At 35.9% G+C, this 19172-nt stretch carries 10 protein-coding genes and 5 pseudogenes; 8 read left to right on the top strand and 7 right to left on the bottom strand.

Annotated features, from left to right (window positions below; translation table 11 throughout):
• Positions 1 to 21: 21 nt before the first annotated feature.
• Positions 22 to 759, bottom strand: a complete 738-nt coding sequence (gene truA, locus LA754_RS04430; RefSeq protein WP_010963021.1) for a tRNA pseudouridine(38-40) synthase TruA — start codon at positions 757 to 759, stop codon at positions 22 to 24.
• A 71-nt stretch (positions 760 to 830) separates the two neighbouring features.
• Positions 831 to 953, bottom strand: a pseudogene (locus tag LA754_RS04425) (IS630 transposase-related protein); the annotation flags it as partial.
• 167 nt (positions 954 to 1120) lie between these two features.
• On the opposite strand from LA754_RS04425, the gene LA754_RS04420 reads away from it, so the two are divergent.
• Positions 1121 to 1905 (top strand): IS5 family transposase gene (locus tag LA754_RS04420; RefSeq protein WP_238513981.1). Its coding sequence is split into 2 segments (ribosomal slippage): positions 1121 to 1442 and positions 1442 to 1905, totalling 786 coding nucleotides; the frame shifts between segments, so codons are not numbered across the junction.
• Positions 1906 to 1927: 22 nt separating this feature from the next.
• Positions 1928 to 2217, top strand: a pseudogene (locus LA754_RS04415) (transposase); the annotation flags it as partial.
• Here LA754_RS04415 and LA754_RS04410 read toward each other — a convergent pair.
• Positions 2213 to 3507 (bottom strand): annotated as a pseudogene (locus tag LA754_RS04410) (IS4 family transposase). The pseudogenes LA754_RS04415 and LA754_RS04410 overlap by 5 nt on opposite strands.
• 80 nt (positions 3508 to 3587) lie before the next feature.
• Between LA754_RS04410 and LA754_RS04405 the strand changes: the two are divergent.
• Positions 3588 to 3953: pseudogene (locus LA754_RS04405) on the top strand (IS5 family transposase); the annotation flags it as partial.
• Positions 3954 to 4069: 116 nt separating this feature from the next.
• Here the strand turns inward: LA754_RS04405 and LA754_RS04400 are convergent.
• Complete coding sequence (locus LA754_RS04400) at positions 4070 to 6886, bottom strand: WPE palindromic element domain-containing protein (RefSeq protein ID WP_457923741.1); 2817 nt, start codon at positions 6884 to 6886, stop codon at positions 4070 to 4072.
• Positions 6887 to 6994: 108 nt separating this feature from the next.
• On the opposite strand from LA754_RS04400, the gene LA754_RS04395 reads away from it, so the two are divergent.
• On the top strand, positions 6995 to 10102 hold the full coding sequence (locus LA754_RS04395) for an AIR synthase-related protein (protein ID WP_006279732.1): 3108 nt from the start codon (positions 6995 to 6997) through the stop codon (positions 10100 to 10102).
• Between the two features lie 217 nt (positions 10103 to 10319).
• On the opposite strand, the gene LA754_RS04390 is transcribed toward LA754_RS04395, so the two are convergent.
• Positions 10320 to 10451, bottom strand: coding sequence for a hypothetical protein (locus tag LA754_RS04390; protein ID WP_255324041.1), 132 nt, complete (start codon positions 10449 to 10451; stop codon positions 10320 to 10322).
• A gap of 884 nt (positions 10452 to 11335) precedes the next feature.
• Here LA754_RS04390 and uvrA point away from each other — a divergent pair.
• The 4 genes from uvrA to LA754_RS04370 all read left to right on the top strand — a co-directional run bounded on the left by uvrA (position 11336) and on the right by LA754_RS04370 (position 16411).
• On the top strand, positions 11336 to 14131 hold the full coding sequence (gene uvrA, locus LA754_RS04385; RefSeq protein ID WP_006279734.1) for an excinuclease ABC subunit UvrA: 2796 nt from the start codon (positions 11336 to 11338) through the stop codon (positions 14129 to 14131).
• Between the two features lie 54 nt (positions 14132 to 14185).
• Entirely contained in the window at positions 14186 to 14398 is a 213-nt protein-coding gene (locus LA754_RS04380) for a hypothetical protein (protein WP_006279735.1), read from the top strand.
• A gap of 329 nt (positions 14399 to 14727) precedes the next feature.
• A complete protein-coding gene (locus LA754_RS04375; protein WP_006279736.1) occupies positions 14728 to 15453 on the top strand; it encodes a ComF family protein in 726 nt (241 codons plus the stop codon).
• Between the two features lie 64 nt (positions 15454 to 15517).
• Positions 15518 to 16411, top strand: coding sequence for an ankyrin repeat domain-containing protein (locus LA754_RS04370; protein ID WP_006279737.1), 894 nt, complete (start codon positions 15518 to 15520; stop codon positions 16409 to 16411).
• A gap of 1 nt (position 16412) precedes the next feature.
• Here LA754_RS04370 and murE read toward each other — a convergent pair whose 3' ends face one another.
• Both murE and metC read right to left on the bottom strand, forming a co-directional pair.
• Positions 16413 to 17957: a UDP-N-acetylmuramoyl-L-alanyl-D-glutamate--2,6-diaminopimelate ligase gene (gene murE, locus LA754_RS04365; RefSeq protein WP_006279738.1), complete on the bottom strand. Its 1545-nt coding sequence runs from the start codon at positions 17955 to 17957 to the stop codon at positions 16413 to 16415.
• A pseudogene (metC, locus tag LA754_RS04360) lies at positions 17932 to 19165 on the bottom strand (cystathionine beta-lyase). Before metC ends, murE begins: the two are co-directional and overlap by 26 nt.
• Between the last annotated feature and the right edge of the window lie 7 nt (positions 19166 to 19172).

Here is a 19172-nt window from a genome sequence, read left to right as displayed (position 1 = left end):
ATTTCACTAGCTTTTATTAAATTAGTAATCTATCTTTACCAAATATAAGCCAAAAGGTGGTGCAGTAACTCCAGCGGCACTTCTTTTGCATTGGTTTAATATATTTAGCATTTCTTGCGGATTGGTTCTATTTTTTCCAAATTCAACTAAAGTACCCACAATAATCCTCACTTGGTTATGTAAAAAGGAAATAGCAGATATTTTGATGTGTATATGATTCCCATTTTGTATTATATCGATATCATCAATTGTTCTTATCGGATTTGCGGCTTGACAATCTTTTGAACGGAAACTTGAAAGGTCATGTTTTCCAAGTAGATGTTTAGCAGCTTCACGCATAATATTTACATCAAGTGGGCTAAACACTTGCCATACATAACCCGTCTCCAGAGCGGCAGGAGCATAGCGATTAACTATTCTATATTCGTAATATCTTTTTTTTGCTGAAAACCGTGCGTGAAACGCATCATCTACAACTTCTGCATTAAGCACGACTATAGGAATTGATTTTAAATGATAGTTTATTGCATTCCTTATTCTATAAAGCTCAAATTCCTTTTCCATATCAAAATGAGCAACTTGTCCTAAAGCATGAACTCCTGCATCAGTCCTGCCACCACAGTACAAAGTAACTTTCTCACCACTAAAATTAAATATAGCATTTTCTATCTTCTCCTGGATTGAGTTAGCAGAGTGTTGCTGTTTTTGCCAACCAGAGAAATTACTACCATTATATTCTACCGTTATTTTGTATCGCACTGCATTACATCAAGCTCTATCTAAAATAGTCATTTTCTATCTTAACATAATTTATGGTCAAGCCTACAGTGCTGCCACTCCCATAAAGTAGTTCGTCCAATCTTAAATCTTGCTGCCACTGCTTCTCTGCTTTCTCCTTCGTCTAGCGCCTTCATTGCTTTTTTTCTTAAATCATAACTATATGCTGCTGGCATTCAACCTCCTTATCATTATCTATCCTTATCACATCCGGACTTCTATGAAAAGAGCTATAAGAGGTTGTCCGGAAACAAGTAAAAGGCTATAATATCTGAAATTTTAGTACGGGGTAAAGATGAGAAAAAAGTATCCAACAGATCTAAGCGAAAGGGAATAGGCAAGAATAGAAAAACACTTCAGAGTATCATACAAGAAAGGAGGAAGGCCGCCAAAGTATAGCAAAAGAGAAATATTAGAAGCAATTTTCTATGTATTGCGTACAGGGTGTCAATGGCGGTATTTACCAAATGATTTTCCGCTATGGAAGACTGTGTATGAGCAGTTCAGGCAATGGAAGAAGCAGGGAATTTTTGAGAAAATGAATTATGAAATTACAAAATATAGTAGAAGAAAAATAGGAAGGAATGAGCAGCCAAGTGCCTGTATAGTAGATAGTCAATCTGTAAAGACTACAGAAAAGGGGGGATCAAAGGCTATGATGGAAGTAAAAAAGTAAAGGGTAGAAAAAGGCATATAATTACAGACACTCAGGGTTTTATACTAGGTTGTTACGTAGGCGCTGCTAACGAAAATGATAGAGATGGTATTAAAATAGCATTAAACAATATGAGAACAAAATATACTAAAGTTAAAAAAATGTGGGCTGACATGGGATACCAAGGAAGAAATTTAAAGAATCACATAAAGGAAGAATATGACATAGATATTGAAATTGTTACAAGGCCTCCATGTAGATTTTGGGTGCACAAAGATACGCCACCTGAGCTACTACCAACAAGAGAACAAGGGTTTAAAGTACAGCCAAGAAGATGGGTTGTAGAAAGGACTTTTGCTTGGGTTAATAGGAATAGAAGGCTATCGAAGGAGTATGATTTACTCACAACATCCACTGAGAATTTCATATACCTAGCTATGAGTAGGGTTATGTTAAAGAGGGAATATGCTTGAATTTACTTGTTTCCGGACAACCTCTAATATGGAAGATATCGAAATTGCTATAGACAGTACAGGAATTAGTATATACAACAACACTCCTGGTCACAGCAAGGAAAATAGCACTGACAGAAAATATCGTGGCTATGAGCAAACGAGAAAATTGCACGTAATGTTGAATATAAACAACAAAAAAGCCATAGCTGTAAAATACAGTAACGGTCTGATCACTATGGAGCTTGTGATTTGCTAAAAGAAGTTGATTTTCAGCATGCCATAAAAGCACTATATGCAGATAGAGCATGTGATCATACGCGTCAAGTTAAGAGATTGTGAGCAAATTTAGAGAGGTTAAAGTGGATACTCTAGCCCTTCTACGTTTGTCTTTTAATGAAAATCGCGACCAAGTTGTAGTGAGTTTTTTAAGAAATGCTTTTAAACTATTAATCTTGGTTAATACTAAAAATAACTCTCTAACCCGTCTTTTTAGCTCAATAAATGCCTTTGTTAAGCTAAGTTCTGTATTCTTTTTCACTTCTGTGCAACCAACTATGCCGTGAAATATAAGAATTGCGCACAATTTAGCATATAGTTCACATAATACTCTGCATGGCTTTCCTTTTAGCTTATCAAGTCTGATATGGCTTTTATACAATTTAAATAATTTGCCACCTTACTCTGTAAATCGTTAATACTTGCTCAGCACTAATTTTATTTTCTGGAACATTAGTTATACCAATTCAACAATTTTTGATTTCTTTTAGAGGATCCTGCGATCTTGCTAATCTATTAGCTTTCCTTCTTCTGGCTATAGACTGTTCTCCAGTTAGTTTCTGACATATAATTCTTACTCTAATTTTTGCTTCTTTTCCTAACAATACCTCGTTTTCTAAAAATAACTTATCCTCTAAACATTCTAATAACTCCATTTTTTGATTTGTTTCTACATCATATACGTTGGTATCGACGACTTATGAAATAAGCTCCTATTTCATTGATTTGTTTAAAAGAACTTGGCACAAAATAACCGAGATCGGATATTAGCAAATCATTGCTTGATATATTACTTAAATGTTTCCTATATCCCTGGTCTGATCTTATTCCCTCCGTTAAATTAAGTTGGTCTATTATCTGATTCATGTAATCGAAAACTAATTGTAACTTTATTCCAGACTTAGTATTGCTTTCATAGCCACTGTAGCTAGTACCATAACCTTTATACATCTCTTCCATACTGTTAGGTAGAGTAATATAGCTACTGTCCAATAATTTAACACTATTAAATTGCTGTAAGATTTTGCAATCAACTTGCAAGATATTTTTAAAGAGAACCACAGATTCATTATACATCCTTTTCATAAATTCCACTGCTTCTTCAGTAAATCTAAAATCCAAACCTTGTTTTGTTATATCTATCGAGTCCTCGTTTAGTAATTGACACATTGTTTCTACGCTACAATTATCAACTCCTATATTACCCAAGACCATGGCTTTTACGAATGATGAACCTTTTAGCTTTCTCTTTCTTTTTATAAACCTTGTTGTAATTGAGATTTTCTCTGCTTTTTCATTAAAAAATTCTTTGAGCTTTTTTGATAAGCAAGTTATTTTATTCATTGGTTCTCTCACTAAAAGTATATCTGGGAGAACTTATACCTTATTATTCTATCTCTTTCATACCTTTATTTCCTTAACTTGACGCGTATGGAGCATGTGATAGGCACAAGTTTTATAAGTTGTGTAACAAATATGATATAAAGACAAAAATTCCACCAATAAACAATGCGGCAGAACATCCAGAAATAGATTATATGTCTGACAGGAATGCTGCTATTAGGTTAATAAAATTATACGGTGAAGATGGCATGAAAGAATGGAAAAAAGAAGTAAATTATGGGAAAAGATCTTATATTGAAGGGTTTTTCTCAAGATTAAAGCAAATATTCGGATTTAGTTTTAGGAATAAATCTGAGATAAATCGAGAAAAAGAACTGCTAATCAAATGCTATTTGCTTAATAAATTCACTGATATTGGTATGGCTAAATTTGAGATAGTTACATGAATTTACCATAAATCACCATCTCATAAAGTGTGATGCAACAAAGCCATCCCAGTGTCAAGCACTGGGATGACACCCTTTTGGATAGAAACCAGTGTCAGGTACTCGGATGACACCATTTACAACCACTCTCCTACCCTTTCTAGCTGTTTATAGCTGTTAAATCTCAAGAATTTATCAAAATATGGAGAGGCAATAAAGGGTGTGGAATCACTTAAATAGTTAGATAAAAAACCAGGCAGATCATTTTTTAATTCTTGCATTTTGTATCTATAATTTTGTATAGAAATAACTTTTATTTTATCATAATCAAGTTTCCAATAAGCAAGTTCTGAGACTTCTCTTTTTGTTATATGTTCTACCGCTAAGGCTTGTAAAATTAATTGCGGAAAAAACCCCGACATCACTTCTTCATTGGAAGGTGGTGTACCAAGCTTATAGTCTATAATTGCTACTTGCCCACTTGGTAGATACTCAACTCTATCACATCTTGCTGTCAGTAAGATTTCTTGTGGGATCAGATCTCTATCCGTCATCCAAGCAGTTTCATACTGATCACAAGAACCAGTGTCACGCGCTGGAATATGAAATATCGGACAGGAAAAGCTCTTTTCCAACTCAACATAATTGCTTCGAGTTTCATCAAATTCGACAAAAGATTGAATTATCTTTTGTAGTCTTACCCACCACATATTTGAAAAATTAAACTGACTAGTCGAGAATGCTTCTCGTGCAATGCTCATTGGAGATTTTTTGTTGCGTAAATATCTTGCAAGAATGTTGTGTACCATAGTGCCAAATTCCAATATCGATGGCTTAAAATTCAAGTCTCTTAATTGTTTAAGGCCCAGTATATACTCAACGTAAAATGAATAAGGATTACGAATTAGCTTTTCTATTGCACTGCAAGACATCACCTGCATTTTTTCTTTTCTAACTTCGGTTTGAGGTTTTGGCATAGGCTGAGTACATGGAACAGTACATTCAGGCGTATTTAATATCCTTAGCCAATCACGATAAGGATATTTTGACCCCTGCAACAGAATTTCCAAACGCTGCAATAGCATTGGTTTTCTATGGCTTAGCGATCTTGTAATATAAACCTTACTTGCACAAAACAAATTGTGTAAAGTATAAAAAAAATACCCCTGCTCTTCTTGCGCAGAAGGAAGATTAAATTTTTCTCTCGTAAGTGCATTCAAAAGCGGACTTTGAAAGCTTGGCGCTTCATTAAATCCAGCAAGTATCACAACTTTGTTGTGATATAAGCTGAATTTATTCAAGTCACTTGCTACAGAGAAAAACTCTTTCTCTAAAAATAAGGTCAGAATTTGGCTATATAACTCTAAGGAGCATTTAATTTCTACACCCTCACATGCATTTGAAAAATTACAGGTAAAATTACCTATTTCACTATTTAGCTCTGAAAAATTTATACCAGATAATATATTAATACACTGCAAATGAGTTGCTACCACATCAAAAATAGAGCAATTTATAGAACGAAGTAAAGGATTAAATATAACTTCTAACTTACTGATAATAAGTAATATATCTTCTTTGTATTTTAGCTTTTTATGGGCATTGATAGCATTTATAATATCGCTCAGGCCATTTGTACTAAAGTTGCGTAATATCTCTATTTCAAATTCAGATAAAATCCGAGTGTACTCTTCTTGAGTGTAACCAAAAGTCACTAGCCTATGTTTAAGGAGCGAAAGTAATGACACACTGCTCCAATTTGAGGTCAAAACTTCGATACTATAAAGCAGAAGCGTTATATAAGGGTAATTTTCCGGTATGGCACTGTGTTGCCTTGATAAACATGCTATACGAGCTGCAAGTAATTTATCAAAGACGACCAAAGAAATGTTTTCATAACCTTCATTTTCTATAATTAATGATGTCACTTGTGCTTCTTCCTCTCTGGAATCACAAGTGATGACTTCAATATTGCCAACATGTCCACTACTAACTTTGCTTAGATCGGCAGTTGTATCAAAGACGTAATCTAGATATTCCTCAGGACTTCCTGTTATCCCAGCCCTTTCTTCTGTCATCCAAGTAGCTGACACTGGGATCCAGTTTTCATTATACAGCCACCTGGTGCGCTCATTTAAAGTTAAGTTTTCTGGATCCCAGTGTCTGGGCACTGGGATGACACCAGAACACGCTTCTGGCAGAAAACTAACATCCCTTCTATCCACTTTTAAATAATCGAGTAGATCTTTCAGGCAATATTGATAGTGTTTTTTATCAAGCAATTTCCAGTCTTTCTCTTTAATTTTCAAATTCAGGTTAGGCAAAATTATTTTTCCAAATGGCAGATCATATATAGCCTTAATTAACGACTTATCCTTTCCAATTCCAACAAAGATTATATGTTGGTCTTTTTGTAAAGAGGTTATCATATTGTTTATGTAATCACTCTTATGTTTTAATATATCTACTACTTCTAAATCTTTTAAAGTTTTACTCCAAGTCTCAGTGAGTAAGCTTATGAAATTCTCTATTTTTTTTGAATGTTCATCAAATTGATAACAATCCGTTGTTTGGGTAGATTGAATTTTATCAAGCGATGATGGCAGGCTATAAGCTAAATCAATTGGGAAATTATCATTATTTTTTCTATTCCATTCCAATATGAATTGAATGAGTAGCAGCGTCCTTTTTATTGGACTTATAACTTTAACTCTATCAAGATTTAATATTAAATCTTCCTCATCAATGTTCTCTAGCGAAACTATCTCTGGCAAAATTATGCATTTTTCAGCGTTATAATTCTTGAATGCACTCAGCAGCGCTATCACATCCCTCTTGCAAGGAAGTATGACCTTTATCTCGGGAATTTTTTCTCTTTCATATTCAGAAAATATGTGCTGAACCAGCACATCAAAAAGGGATTCATCCACATTAACAGTAAAAACTCTTCCCACTAACAGTAACAATTAATACAATACTTTTATTGTATAGAAATTATTTAAAATATAAATGTGCTCGCAGTTTCTTATGCTATGATATATTAAAGTCTTTCACAATATTACATGGCAAACATCAGAATAGAAGTTTTAAATAAATGTGAACAATTTGGCCGCAGAAGGGTAGTTAATGTTTACTTGATTTACATAAGCAAAGAATTACCATCAAAATTACATGAAGAAATTTGTGGGCTATTTTATAATAAAGTCATACAAGACTGCCGTTATTATTCCTACAATGAAAACCTTGAAGAAGTTCAATATAACTTCATAGAACCACAAGCAAAGTGGGGCTTGGAGATAAGCTTTTTACCTGGCATGACTGACAATGTAGGCAACACAGCGAAACAAATTGTTAGAGAATATTTAATAAACAAGGACTACATTGATGAAAATGTTTGTATAAAAGCAAGAAGTTCAAAATTGATTCTAAGTCAAGCAACTGAAGATGATATAAAACAAGAATTTAATCCTATCACTGAGTATTGCATTCTTGTTCATAAAGAAAACGGCAATTTCTATTGGAGGCATTACGGTAAATTAAAAGGTGTCATCCCAGTGCCCAGACACTGGGATCCAGAAAATTTCAAGCAATTGTATAATGAAAACTGGATTCCAGTGTCAAGCACTGGAATGACAGAAGGTAGGGTTGGGATGACAGAGGATAGTACTAAGTCCGTTGACCTCAATGTAAGTGACCAAGAGCTTGAAAAGATCAGCAGAGATGGAATCGATGGTAATGGCACTTTAGGGCTCTCTCTGGCAGCAATGAAAGCTATAAAGGATTACTTTAAAAAACTTAATAGAAATCCATATGATATTGAACTTGAGTCCCTAGCACAAACTTGGTCTGAACATTGTAAGCACAATATCTTTTGCTCTCCCATTGATGAAATAAAAGATGGCCTATACGCACATTATATCAAGCGTGCAACGCGTGAGATAAATTCTGACATATGTGTGTCAGTTTTCTCTGACAACGCAGGAGGAATAATTTTTGATGACGATTACTTGATTGTAGATAAAGTTGAAACTCACAATAGCCCTTCAGCTCTTGATCCATTTGGTGGAGCAATGACTGGAGTGCTTGGAGTAAATCGTGATATAGTTGGTTTCGGTAAAGGCGCAGAGCCTATAATGAATACCTATTACTTTTGCTTTGCCAAAGAAGCAAAAGGCAAGTTTTATAGGGATAAAGAGCGCACTGATGAGATCTTACCGCCAAAATATATAATGAAAGAAGTGATTCACGGTGTTAATGTTGCTGGTAATTGCTCTGGTATTCCAACACAACTTGGATCGGTATATTTTGACGATAGATTTTGTGGAAAGCCGTTAGTCTTTGTTGGCAGTGTCGGAATTATTCCACGCAACATAAATAACGCACCTTCACACATCAAAGGGCCTAAAAACGGCGATAAAATCGTAATTATTGGCGGAAGAGTTGGAAGGGACGGAATTCACGGTGCAACGTTTTCCTCAGAGGCTTTGTCGGGAAACAGCCCTTCAACAATTGTGCAAATTGGTGACCCTATAACACAAAAAAAATTATCCAACGCCGCCTTGGAAGCAAGAGATCTTGATCTTTATAATGCAATAACGGATAATGGAGCAGGCGGTCTATCATCATCTATTGGTGAAATGGGAAAAGACGGATTTGAAGTTGATTTGAGCAAGGTTCTCCTTAAAAACGATGGTATGGCTCCGTGGGAAATATGGATATCAGAATCACAAGAGAGAATGACCTTAGCAGTGCCAGAAGAAAATCTCCCTATGTTTAAGCAAATCATGAAAAAACATGATGTGGAGGTTTGTGTGATTGGAGAGTTCAATGAGAGTGGTAAAGCTGTTGTTAAATGTCCTAAAGGGAAAGTAATAATGGATATCGGAACTGAATTTCTGCATGATGGTAATCCTAAAGTGCATTTACAGACAAAGCCGTGGTCTAAGGAGTCTGCTGTATCCTTTCCTGTCATCCCAGTGCTTGACACTGGGATCCAGCAGGTAAAGCCTGCAAACATTTTACGCCAAAACTCATCTAATGGTGGAATTGAATGTGAAATGGATTCCAGTGTCAGCTACTTGCATGACACCCTTTGCGTGTCAGCTACTTGCATGACATCAAGCCAAGAAACTGAACTAAAAGAAATGCTGAGCAGACCAAACATTTGCAGCAAAGAGTTCATAGTGGTGCAATATGATCATGAGGTTCAAGGATCGTCAGTGTTAAAACCACTGCAAGGCAAGGGAAGAATGTGCAGCGAAGCTATTGTCTCAAGGCCTGTTCTTTCTTTAAATAAAGGTGTTGTAAAATCGCAAGGATTTGGCTCAAGTTATGGAGAAATTGACACCTACCACATGGCAGCATGTGCAATTGACACCGCGATACGCAACTATGTAGCCGTAGGAGGAAATATAAATCATCTAGCGTTGCTCGACAATTTTTGCTGGTGTGATGCTTATAATCCAGAAAGGCTATGGCAGCTAAAGAGAGCTGCAGAGGCTTGTTACGACTTTGCAACTGCATTTAAAACACCATTCATATCCGGAAAAGACAGTATGTTCAATGACTTCAAGGGATATGATGAAAATGGCGAGAAAGTGATAATCTCCGCACCACCTTCATTACTCATCTCAGCAATTGGAATTATAGAAAATATTGAAAATGCGGTATCGCTTGATGTGAAAATGCCGGGAGACTTGATATATGTACTTGGAGAAACACTTGATGAACTTGGTAGATCTGAATATCAGTTATATAGTGGAATAGGTAATAACAACGTACCAAAAGTTGATGCAAAGAGCGCTAGGAAGTTGTATGAGCGTTACAACCAGGCAATAAAAGATGGCATAATTGCCTCTGCAATTGCACCAAACTTAGGCGGATTAGTTATTGCTCTGGCAAAATCGCTAATTGCAGGAGACCTTGGTGCTGAAATCGATCTTTCACTAGTGCCAATAGGAAAAATACAAAATACAGACATAATAAACAAGATAATAATGTTTTCTGAATCGCAAAGTAGAATTTTGGTTACTATTGCACCACAAAATCAGAAGAGGTTTGAAGAATTGTTTGAAGGTGCAGTTTATTCATGTATTGGCAAAGTAACAGAGAAAAAGGTGCTAAACATAAAGGATGTTTTAAAAGTAGATCTGAAAGATGTGGCATGCTAATATAAAATATTTTTCTTATTATGCTAAATAACTCTTTTACTATATGTAATGTTTATTTAGAATGAATGTATGTTATTAATTTTGGGTAGGTAATTATGTCTATTTTATCGATACTCCTGTTTATCAGTCTTTCTTTACTCAACACTTCAAATAAATTGATGATATGTGCTGCCTTATTTGTGGGAGCTGCTTTAGTTGTAAATTCAATGGTTGAATTTTATGGCAGAAGCAAAGCTACGTACAACTTAATAGTGTGTACAGCGCTATGTTGTGTTTTTAAATGGCAAAGTTTTAATTTGATGATATTGATTTCATATACTGCAATTTTAGTATCTCTTCTCTCAAGCATAATTATTTTTGAAAAATTGAAGTCCAAGTTGAATTTTCATATGGCAAATTTCATTACTTTAATTATAGCATCAGTGGTTGATAGTGCCGTTGTATGTGTTGGATTACTATACAAATTTTCTGCAGGTAAATGCTTATCAATATACATTAGAGATTTAATTTTTAAGTTTTCTTATGTGTCAGTATTGAGCATCTGCTTGTTTGTAGGAATGTATTTATTTTGCTTGGCGAACAAGAAGTATTTTAAGATTTCCACATAACCTGTTTTCTGATATAGCTAAACTGACTTTGGGTCCTGGGGGTGTATTTGGTGGTCCTAATACGTAACAACGGTTTAGAATTTATAGGTAGCCTAAACTCACAACTGTACAAACACTATGATTTGAGCCTATCAGGGGGGTGTCATTCCAGTCTGGAATCCAGAAAAAAGAATGGTGTCATCCCAGTGCTTGACACATAGCTGTACGAACATTCATTTTTGAAGGTAAATTGCACAGCAAATGGTGTCATTCCAGTCTGGAATCCAGAAATTTTGCTTATAACTGAGCTGATGAGCTAAAGGTAGTTGTCTTACGCTAAAACAAACGTTTTTAATTAAGTTGCATAGAACCAGTGTCTGGGCACTGGCCCACTGGTGGGAATTGCTCCTAAACTACAACGTTCGTACAGCTATGTGCTTGACACTGGGATGACATCATCAGGGCACTGGCCTACTTAACCGTCATACCGTCGCGGTATCTCAGCCGCTAACAAGTAGCGGAATGACGATTTATCAAACGCTGCCTAATTTTCCGTAACAGTTGAAAAAATCAATAGAAAATCAATATATCACTATAAATTCACGTATTTTGAGGCTATAATGGTTAATACGCTATATGGTATAATATGGACGATTTTATCAGAGTTAAGGGCGCAAGGGAACATAATCTGCAAGGTGTAGACGTCAATATACCGAAAAATAAGCTAGTTGTTATAACTGGGCTAAGTGGTTCTGGCAAGTCTAGCCTTGCATTTGATACGATTTATGCAGAAGGCCAACGCCGGTACGTTGAAAGCCTGTCAGCTTACGCGCGTCAATTTCTCAACATTCAGGATAAACCAGATGTTGAGTCGATTACAGGTCTCTCTCCTGCAATATCTATCAACCAGAAATCGATCTCAAAAAATCCAAGGTCAACAGTTGGAACTGTTACCGAAATTTACGATTACTTGCGCTTAGTATATGCACGAATAGGAGTTCCTTATTCACCTGCAACTGGATTACCAATAACAAAACAAACGGTGTCTCAAATTGTAGACACTATAATTGCGTTACCTTTAGAAACTAAGATATATATACTTGCCCCTGTTGTGCGTGGTAGAAAGGGAGAACATCTTAAAGAGATATTGGAAATTAAAAGACAAGGTTACGTAAGGTTCAAAATAGATGGTGAAGTGTACAATGTAGATGACTTGCCTAAACTCGATAAGAACAAGAAACACGACGTTTTTGTGGTTGCAGATAGAATATCAATATTGGGCGATATAGGAAATCGACTGCCAAGTAGTATAGAATCCGCACTAAAACTTGGTAATGGTCTAATGTATGTAGAAATAGTAAACCTACCTGACAACCATAATTCCGAGTATAAAAATGGTCAAATTCTAACTTTTTCAGAGAATTTTGCATGCCCCGAGTCTGGTTTCACTCTTGAGGAAATAGAACCAAGATTATTTTCTTTTAACAGCCCTTACGGTGCATGTGGTTCGTGTAATGGGCTTGGTAAAAAACTAAGTGTTGATATAAAGCTAATAGTACCGGATGAAACTCTTTCAATATCTGAGGGTGCTTTAAAGCCAGTGGGATCAATGTTCCGTCAAGTGCACACAGGTTATGGATTTCTAAAAAGTGCAATTCTATCACTGGCTGAAAACTACAAATTTAACCTTGATATTCCGTGGAAGAACATAGATCAAGAAGTAAAAGATATGATACTCTTTGGCTCTAATAAATTTCAAGGTTTGATCAGTATCTTGGAGAACCAGATGGATTATGATGAAACACTTGTTGAGCGATATTGCTCTGTCACTCACTGCAGAGAATGTACTGGCTATAGATTGAAAAAAGAAGCGCTTACAGTGAAAATTGATAGCAAACATATAGGTGAAATATCAAGGCTCAGCATCGATGAATCCCTTAAATGGTTTGAAAATTTGCCAGACAAGCTCACAGAACAACAGAAGCAAATCTCAAGTAAAATATTAAATGAAATAATCAAGAGGCTAGCATTTTTAAAGAATGTAGGGTTGAATTACCTAACGCTTGATCGAGAATCTAGCACTCTCTCTGGTGGCGAGAGTCAGAGGATCAGGCTTGCTTCACAAATTGGCTCTGGTTTAACAGGAGTGCTGTACGTGCTTGATGAACCCTCGATAGGCCTTCATCAATGCGATAATGATCGGTTAATTGCTACACTGAAAAACTTGAGAGACATGGGTAACACTGTAATCGTTGTTGAGCATGATGAAGATACAATAATGGCTGCTGATTATGCGATTGATATTGGTCCTGGAGCTGGCGTAAATGGTGGAAAAGTTGTTGCAGAAGGAACACCAGACCAGGTGCAAAGAAATTCAGGGAGCATAACAGGGCAATATTTGAGTGGAGAGAAAAAAATTTTAATTCCAAGAAGAAGAAAGCAAGCAACTCAGTTCATAAAAGTAATAAATGCATGTGAAAATAACTTAAAAAATGTGAACGTTAAATTTCCTATAGGGAATCTTATTTGTGTTACTGGAATATCAGGAGGGGGAAAATCAAGTTTAGTCATAGAAACGTTATATAAATATTCAGCACATAAGATACATCATTCGTCTGCACGGTATGGCCAATGCGATAAGATAGAAGGCCTTGAATATATAGATAAAGTTATAGAAGTTGATCAGTCGCCAATTGGTAGAACTCCTGCGTCAAATCCAGCAACATATGTCGGTATGTTTACTCATATAAGAAATTGGTTTGCAGGTCTTTCGGAGTCAAAAGCAAGGGGGTATAATATAGGCCGGTTTTCATTTAATACCAGAGGGGGAAGGTGTGAGGCTTGTAAAGGTGATGGGCACTTAAAGATAGAGATGCATTTTCTACCGGACGTTTACGTGAAGTGTGAGCAGTGTAAAGGACGAAGGTATAATCGGGAAACATTGGAAGTTACTTATAAAGAAAAATCAATCTCTGATGTGCTTGATATGACGATAGATCAAGCTTGTGATTTTTTTGAAAACCTTCCAATGGTAAAAGAAAAGTTGGTTTCTTTGCAGGAAGTGGGGCTTGGCTATATAAAACTCGGACAGTCGTCAACAACGTTGTCTGGGGGTGAAGCACAACGAATAAAGCTGTCCAAAGAGCTATCAAAACGATTTACCGGAAGAACATTGTATATTCTTGATGAGCCAACAACTGGATTACACTTTGAAGATATAAATAACTTACTAAAAATACTCCATAGATTAGTCGATCTGGGAAACACTGTTATAGTTATCGAGCACAATTTGCACGTTATAAAAACTGCAGATTATATAATAGACATCGGACCAGAGGGCGGAATAAAAGGCGGAGAAGTGATTGCTACTGGAACTCCAGGAGAAGTGGCAAAAATTCCAGAAAGTGTTACAGGCAGGTATCTTAAAACGTATTTATTATAAACTATTTCTTAATTATATTAGGCTAGGTTGCATATTTATGATTTGGAGATAAGAATGTCAGTATATCGATACTTTAGAAGGTACGTTGAATATGGAGTTGTACCTGCTAAGAAAGCAGAAGATAACACACTAGTTCCAGAAAATAGTTTCTATAAATCTGTACGTTACGTTGATAATGTGCTAGGACCTGTGAAAGATGTAATTTGTGGAGTTGAGAGTAAAGACAATTATAACAAGTATTATCAAGATAATGATAAACGTGGGTAACAGGGCAGAGAAAGTGTATTCATTGTGTGCACTTGGTGCTATTTTAGCAGCCAACATAATATTGCAACCTTTATGTTTGATACTATAACTAAAGTGACTTAGGTTTACCGACGATTTGATAAACGACAAATTCGTCATCCCGCTGCTTGTTAGCGGGATCTAGAGATACCGCGGCGGTATGACGTAGGAAAACCTGACTTGCACTAGCTACAGCACTCAGCAGTGGCTCAGTTTGAACTATATTGAAATGAAATAAAAAGTGAAAGAGTGTAAGCTTAAGTTACTTTAGCTATACTATATAAATTATTTTATAATATATTTAATGAGTTGTGAACCTTCTCTTACTAAAAAAAGCTACAAATCTCATATTTCCAAGCGTATGCGTAAGTTGCGAATGTATCATTGATGAAAATCTTAATCTGTGTAGTGAATGCAACAAAAAAATCAATTTTCTAACTAAGCATTACTGCAATGTTTGTGGCGTAGTAATCTCAGACAATATTTATACGTGTGGTAAGTGCATCATCAATCCTCCACCGTTTAAAGTATTAAGATCAGTTTTTGCTTATGATCAACATAGTAGAAACATGATTATAAATTTCAAATTTTTTGATAATTTGAATTACGTAAAAATCTATGCAAAGTGGATACACCAAGCTAATCAGGATACATTTCAGAACGCAGAGGTCATAATTCCTATACCGTTACATAAAATGCGCTTGTTTAAACGTAAATATAATCAAGCAGCGTTGCTTGCAAAAGAGTTGAGTAAGTTGTCCAATTTATCCTATACGCCATTTGCAATAAAACGCCTTCGCCATACTGTGCCTCAAGCTGGTCTTTCACTTAAACAGCGTGAAAAAAACTTAAAGAAGGCTTTTAAAACAAGCAACAAGAAAATTATCAAAAATAAAATCGTGATATTAGTTGATGATGTGGTAACAACCGGAGCAACTGTAAGATCTTGCTCTCAGGAAATTTTAAACTCCGGTGCAAAAGAAGTGAGAGTGCTATCACTTGCAAGAACGGTAAATGATTGTGAAACTATTACGTAAAAATCTTGACTTGTTTTTGTTTTATCTATAAAATAACTTATAGCAAATAGTTGTTGGAGAGCTTATGAGTATAAAAGAGCAAGAAATTGATGCCATATTCCAAGAAATAGAGCAAGAATCAAAAGAAAGTGACATAATTGAAGAAATTAAGCAAAGGCTGCTCGTATGTAACCAAGATACATACAATCAGTGGAAAAGACTTAATTTTCACATAGATCATTTATTTGAAATACGGCAAGAGATTACCCATGCTTCTAGGCATTATACTACTGCGTTAAATATTGCTGCTCATAAAGGCTTAGTAAAAACAGTAAGACGTCTACTGGAGAAAGGTGCAGAGGTTAGTACACGCGATGGTGGTAGACACACTGCTCTGCATTGTGCCGCTAACAGCGGTAATACGGAAATAATAGAATTACTACTGGAGCAAGGAGCATATATTCACTCATGTTCTAAACTTGGCTCAACACCGCTGCATTTTGTTGCTACTAATAATCATATAAATGCAGTGAGGTGCCTGTTAAATAAAGGAGCTAGTCCTTTAGCACTAGATAATAATAATTCCATTCCCAGTATGTTTGCTACAGACAAAGAGGTGATTGCTGTCTTGGAGAAAGCAGAAGAAGAGAAGCCTAAGGAAAATGCTGCAAAGGAGGCAGAGGAAAAAAAACATCAGGAAGAGGCTGCTGCTTTAAAGAAAGCAGAAGAAGAAAAACATAAGAGAGAAATGGAATGTAAGAAAAAAAGGCAAGCAAAAATGATTGCTGTAGGTGGTATTGCAACTGCATTGATAGTGGCGGGTATTGGATACATTGTTGAATTACCTATACTAGTAACTATTGGTATATCTGTATCCATTGCATTAGTATCTGTTTGCATTGCGTACGTAATGTCAAAACCTAACACTAAAATGGAAGAAACAGAGAGTTTTGTGCAGAAAGTTGGCCAGAATATATAGGTCAAGATGCAACTTTATTTTTAATAACCTCAACATCGCTAAATTCAAAAGTTTGGTTGCCTATAATTTGAAATTTCTCATTTCCCTTTCCTGCAACTAGCAGAATCATACCCTCGTTATAGGCAATATCTACGCCTTTCTCTATAGCTTTTCTCCTACCTCCTATCTCCAGTGCATCAGGGCAATGTAGCAAAATATCGTGGCGAATTTTTGCCGGATCTTCATCACGCGAATTATCATCTGTAATTATTACTTTATCTGCATACATTTGTGCTATTTTGCCCATTTCTGAACGTTTCGTCTGATCGCGATTTCCACCGCATCCAAAAACTAGAATTATTTTTTTGTTGATATGCCATTTTAAAGACAATAGGGCTTGTTTAAGCGCACTTGGAGTATGAGCGTAATCCACGAATGCAAAAGGTTTCACTTTTTCCATTCTTCCTGGTGGAGAAACGAGTTTTTCTACGCATATTTCTCTGTAATTTAATCCAGATATACCAATTGCACATAGCAGATTATATGCTTGAAATTTTCCTAAAACTGGGAAAAATGTATTGTAAATTTGGTTATCAATTTTTACTGTAAGATGTTGACCATTATGGGTTGATGTTTGCTCTAATAAAGTAATATCAGAGCCTTTTTTTCCATAAGTCACAACTTTATTACTGCGTTTTTCAGCTATTTTAAGCAATGCGCCATATTCATCTATATCCGCATTTAAAATCGCTGTTTTTCCTTCTGGTAATACCTCGTAAAATAACCTTTTTTTAGTTTCTAAATATCCACCAAGACTTTTATGGTAATCTAAATGATCTTGCGAGAAATTAGTAAAAGCTGCAGCACTCAACTTTAATCCATGGATTCTGTATTGATCAATCCCATGACTTGATGATTCCAACACTAAGTGTTCTACACTTATACCACGCAATGTTGCGTAAAGGTCTTCTGCACCTGGAGTGGTAAGGCTGTTGCTATTACCTTTTCTGCCATTATTGATGCATGTTCCAAGTGTTCCAATAGACGCAGCATTATAGCCAGAGTTTTGCCAGATCTGGCGGCAAAATTCTACTACTGAAGTTTTACCATTTGTACCAGTTACAGCAGCAACATATTTGGGCTGTTTGAATTGATAAAACCTGCTGACTATTTCGCTGTATATTTCTTGAGGGTTTAGGTGTTCAAGCACTGCAAAACCCGGAGTATTTGTCATGCAAGTAGCTGACACTGGAATCCAGTTTTTATTATACAATTGCTTAGTGTGTTCATTTACAATTAAATTTTCTGGATCCAAGTAGTCAAGCACTGGGATGACATCTTTCTTGGCCCCTTGTATCACAACGTCTACACAGTTGTGTACGTAACACTGTGATTCAGTAGGAAGGATATGGATTCCAGTATCGCATGTTGCGTATTCTTTACTCCTTTCTGACACACAAACAAAAAGATAACCTTCCTTGACTCTCTTGGGATTACATGTAACGCCCTTGATTTCAATATCAAAGTTAACATCAATAATGTTATGCAGTAATTCTCTCAGTTTCATCTGCCAGCTTTGATATTCAAACATGGCAGTCTTGCTAGTGCAGCATTTAAATCAGAGATCAAATCCTCAGAATCTTCTAGTCCACAAAATATCCGCATGAAACTTCCACCATAATCTGAATTCATTACAGATCTTGACATAGATCTACGATCTATTGGTAATATCAAACTGTCACACCCTCCCCAAGAAGCACCAATACTAAAAATTTTCATATGATCAACCATGCAGCTTAGTTCTTCACATGAATATTCTCTATCCAGTATTATACTAAATACGCTACTTGCTCCTTTGAAGTAACTTTTCCATAATTCGTGTTGAGGATGGGAGGGAAGTGCTGGATACAAAACTTTTTTGATTTTTGAATGTTTTTCTAGCCACTTTGCCACTTCCATTGCTGTATTTTGGTGCCTTGCCATACGTGCATGCAGTGTTCTTAGTCCCCTATGTGCAAGGTAGCAGTCGTGCGATTGAATGGTTACTCCATAATTTTTATAGCTCTCATAAAGCAATTTAAAAGTTTCACCTTCAGCAACCATAGCTCCCATCACTAAATCTGAGTGACCGGCTAGATACTTTGTCACCGCATATAGTGCAACATCAACTCCATAATCAAGCGGCTTAAATAACAAAGGAGTGGCCCATGAATTGTCACAAACGGTTACAATTCCACGTTCTTTAGCAACTTTTACTATATGCTCTATATTCGAAATCTCAAACGTTACAGAACCAGGAGTCTCGATCATTATCAATGAAGTATTACTCTGAATTAAATCAGTTATATCCTGTGTTGGATCATAAAAAGTTACTTCTGTTCCTCTTTTTGGTAGCTCATTTTCTGCAAACCTCCTAAGCCTATAATAACTATTATCTTGAATTAAAACGTGCGAGCCTGCTTTAGCGAAAGTTAGAATAGCAAAAGTAAGTGCAAATAGTCCGGAAGGATAAATAAGCGCTTGTCCACTCCCTTCAATTTCAGCCAGTGCATTTGAAAGATAATGAACAGTAGGAGTACCAACATTACTGTAGCTATAATCCCTTGCAACACCATCGTTGATTACATCGTATATACTTTCTCCATTTGCTGCATTTAAGTAGTCCTTGTAAGTAGGGAATAATATGGTAGAAGAATGATAAACTGGCGGGTTCATGGAACCTTTATAGTCACTAAATTTTCTTCCTGCTTTAACTAATATAGACTCTTCCTTCACATTTTTA

The sequence above is a fragment of the Wolbachia endosymbiont of Muscidifurax uniraptor genome (assembly GCF_054149795.1).
This window is presented reverse-complemented; position numbering and strand designations above follow the sequence as displayed.

What these genes read in the sequence shown, in the direction of transcription:
- LA754_RS04395 (WP_006279732.1), top strand. Translation starts at nt 6,995, where the DNA reads ATGGCAAACATCAGAATAGAAGTTTTAAATAAATGTGAACAATTTGGC.
- LA754_RS04390 (WP_255324041.1), bottom strand. Translation starts at nt 10,451, where the DNA reads ATGCTTGAGAGAAGAGATACTAAAATTGCAGTATATGAAATCAATATC.
- uvrA (WP_006279734.1), top strand. Translation starts at nt 11,336, where the DNA reads ATGGACGATTTTATCAGAGTTAAGGGCGCAAGGGAACATAATCTGCAA.
- LA754_RS04380 (WP_006279735.1), top strand. Translation starts at nt 14,186, where the DNA reads ATGTCAGTATATCGATACTTTAGAAGGTACGTTGAATATGGAGTTGTA.
- LA754_RS04370 (WP_006279737.1), top strand. Translation starts at nt 15,518, where the DNA reads ATGAGTATAAAAGAGCAAGAAATTGATGCCATATTCCAAGAAATAGAG.
- murE (WP_006279738.1), bottom strand. Translation starts at nt 17,957, where the DNA reads ATGAAACTGAGAGAATTACTGCATAACATTATTGATGTTAACTTTGAT.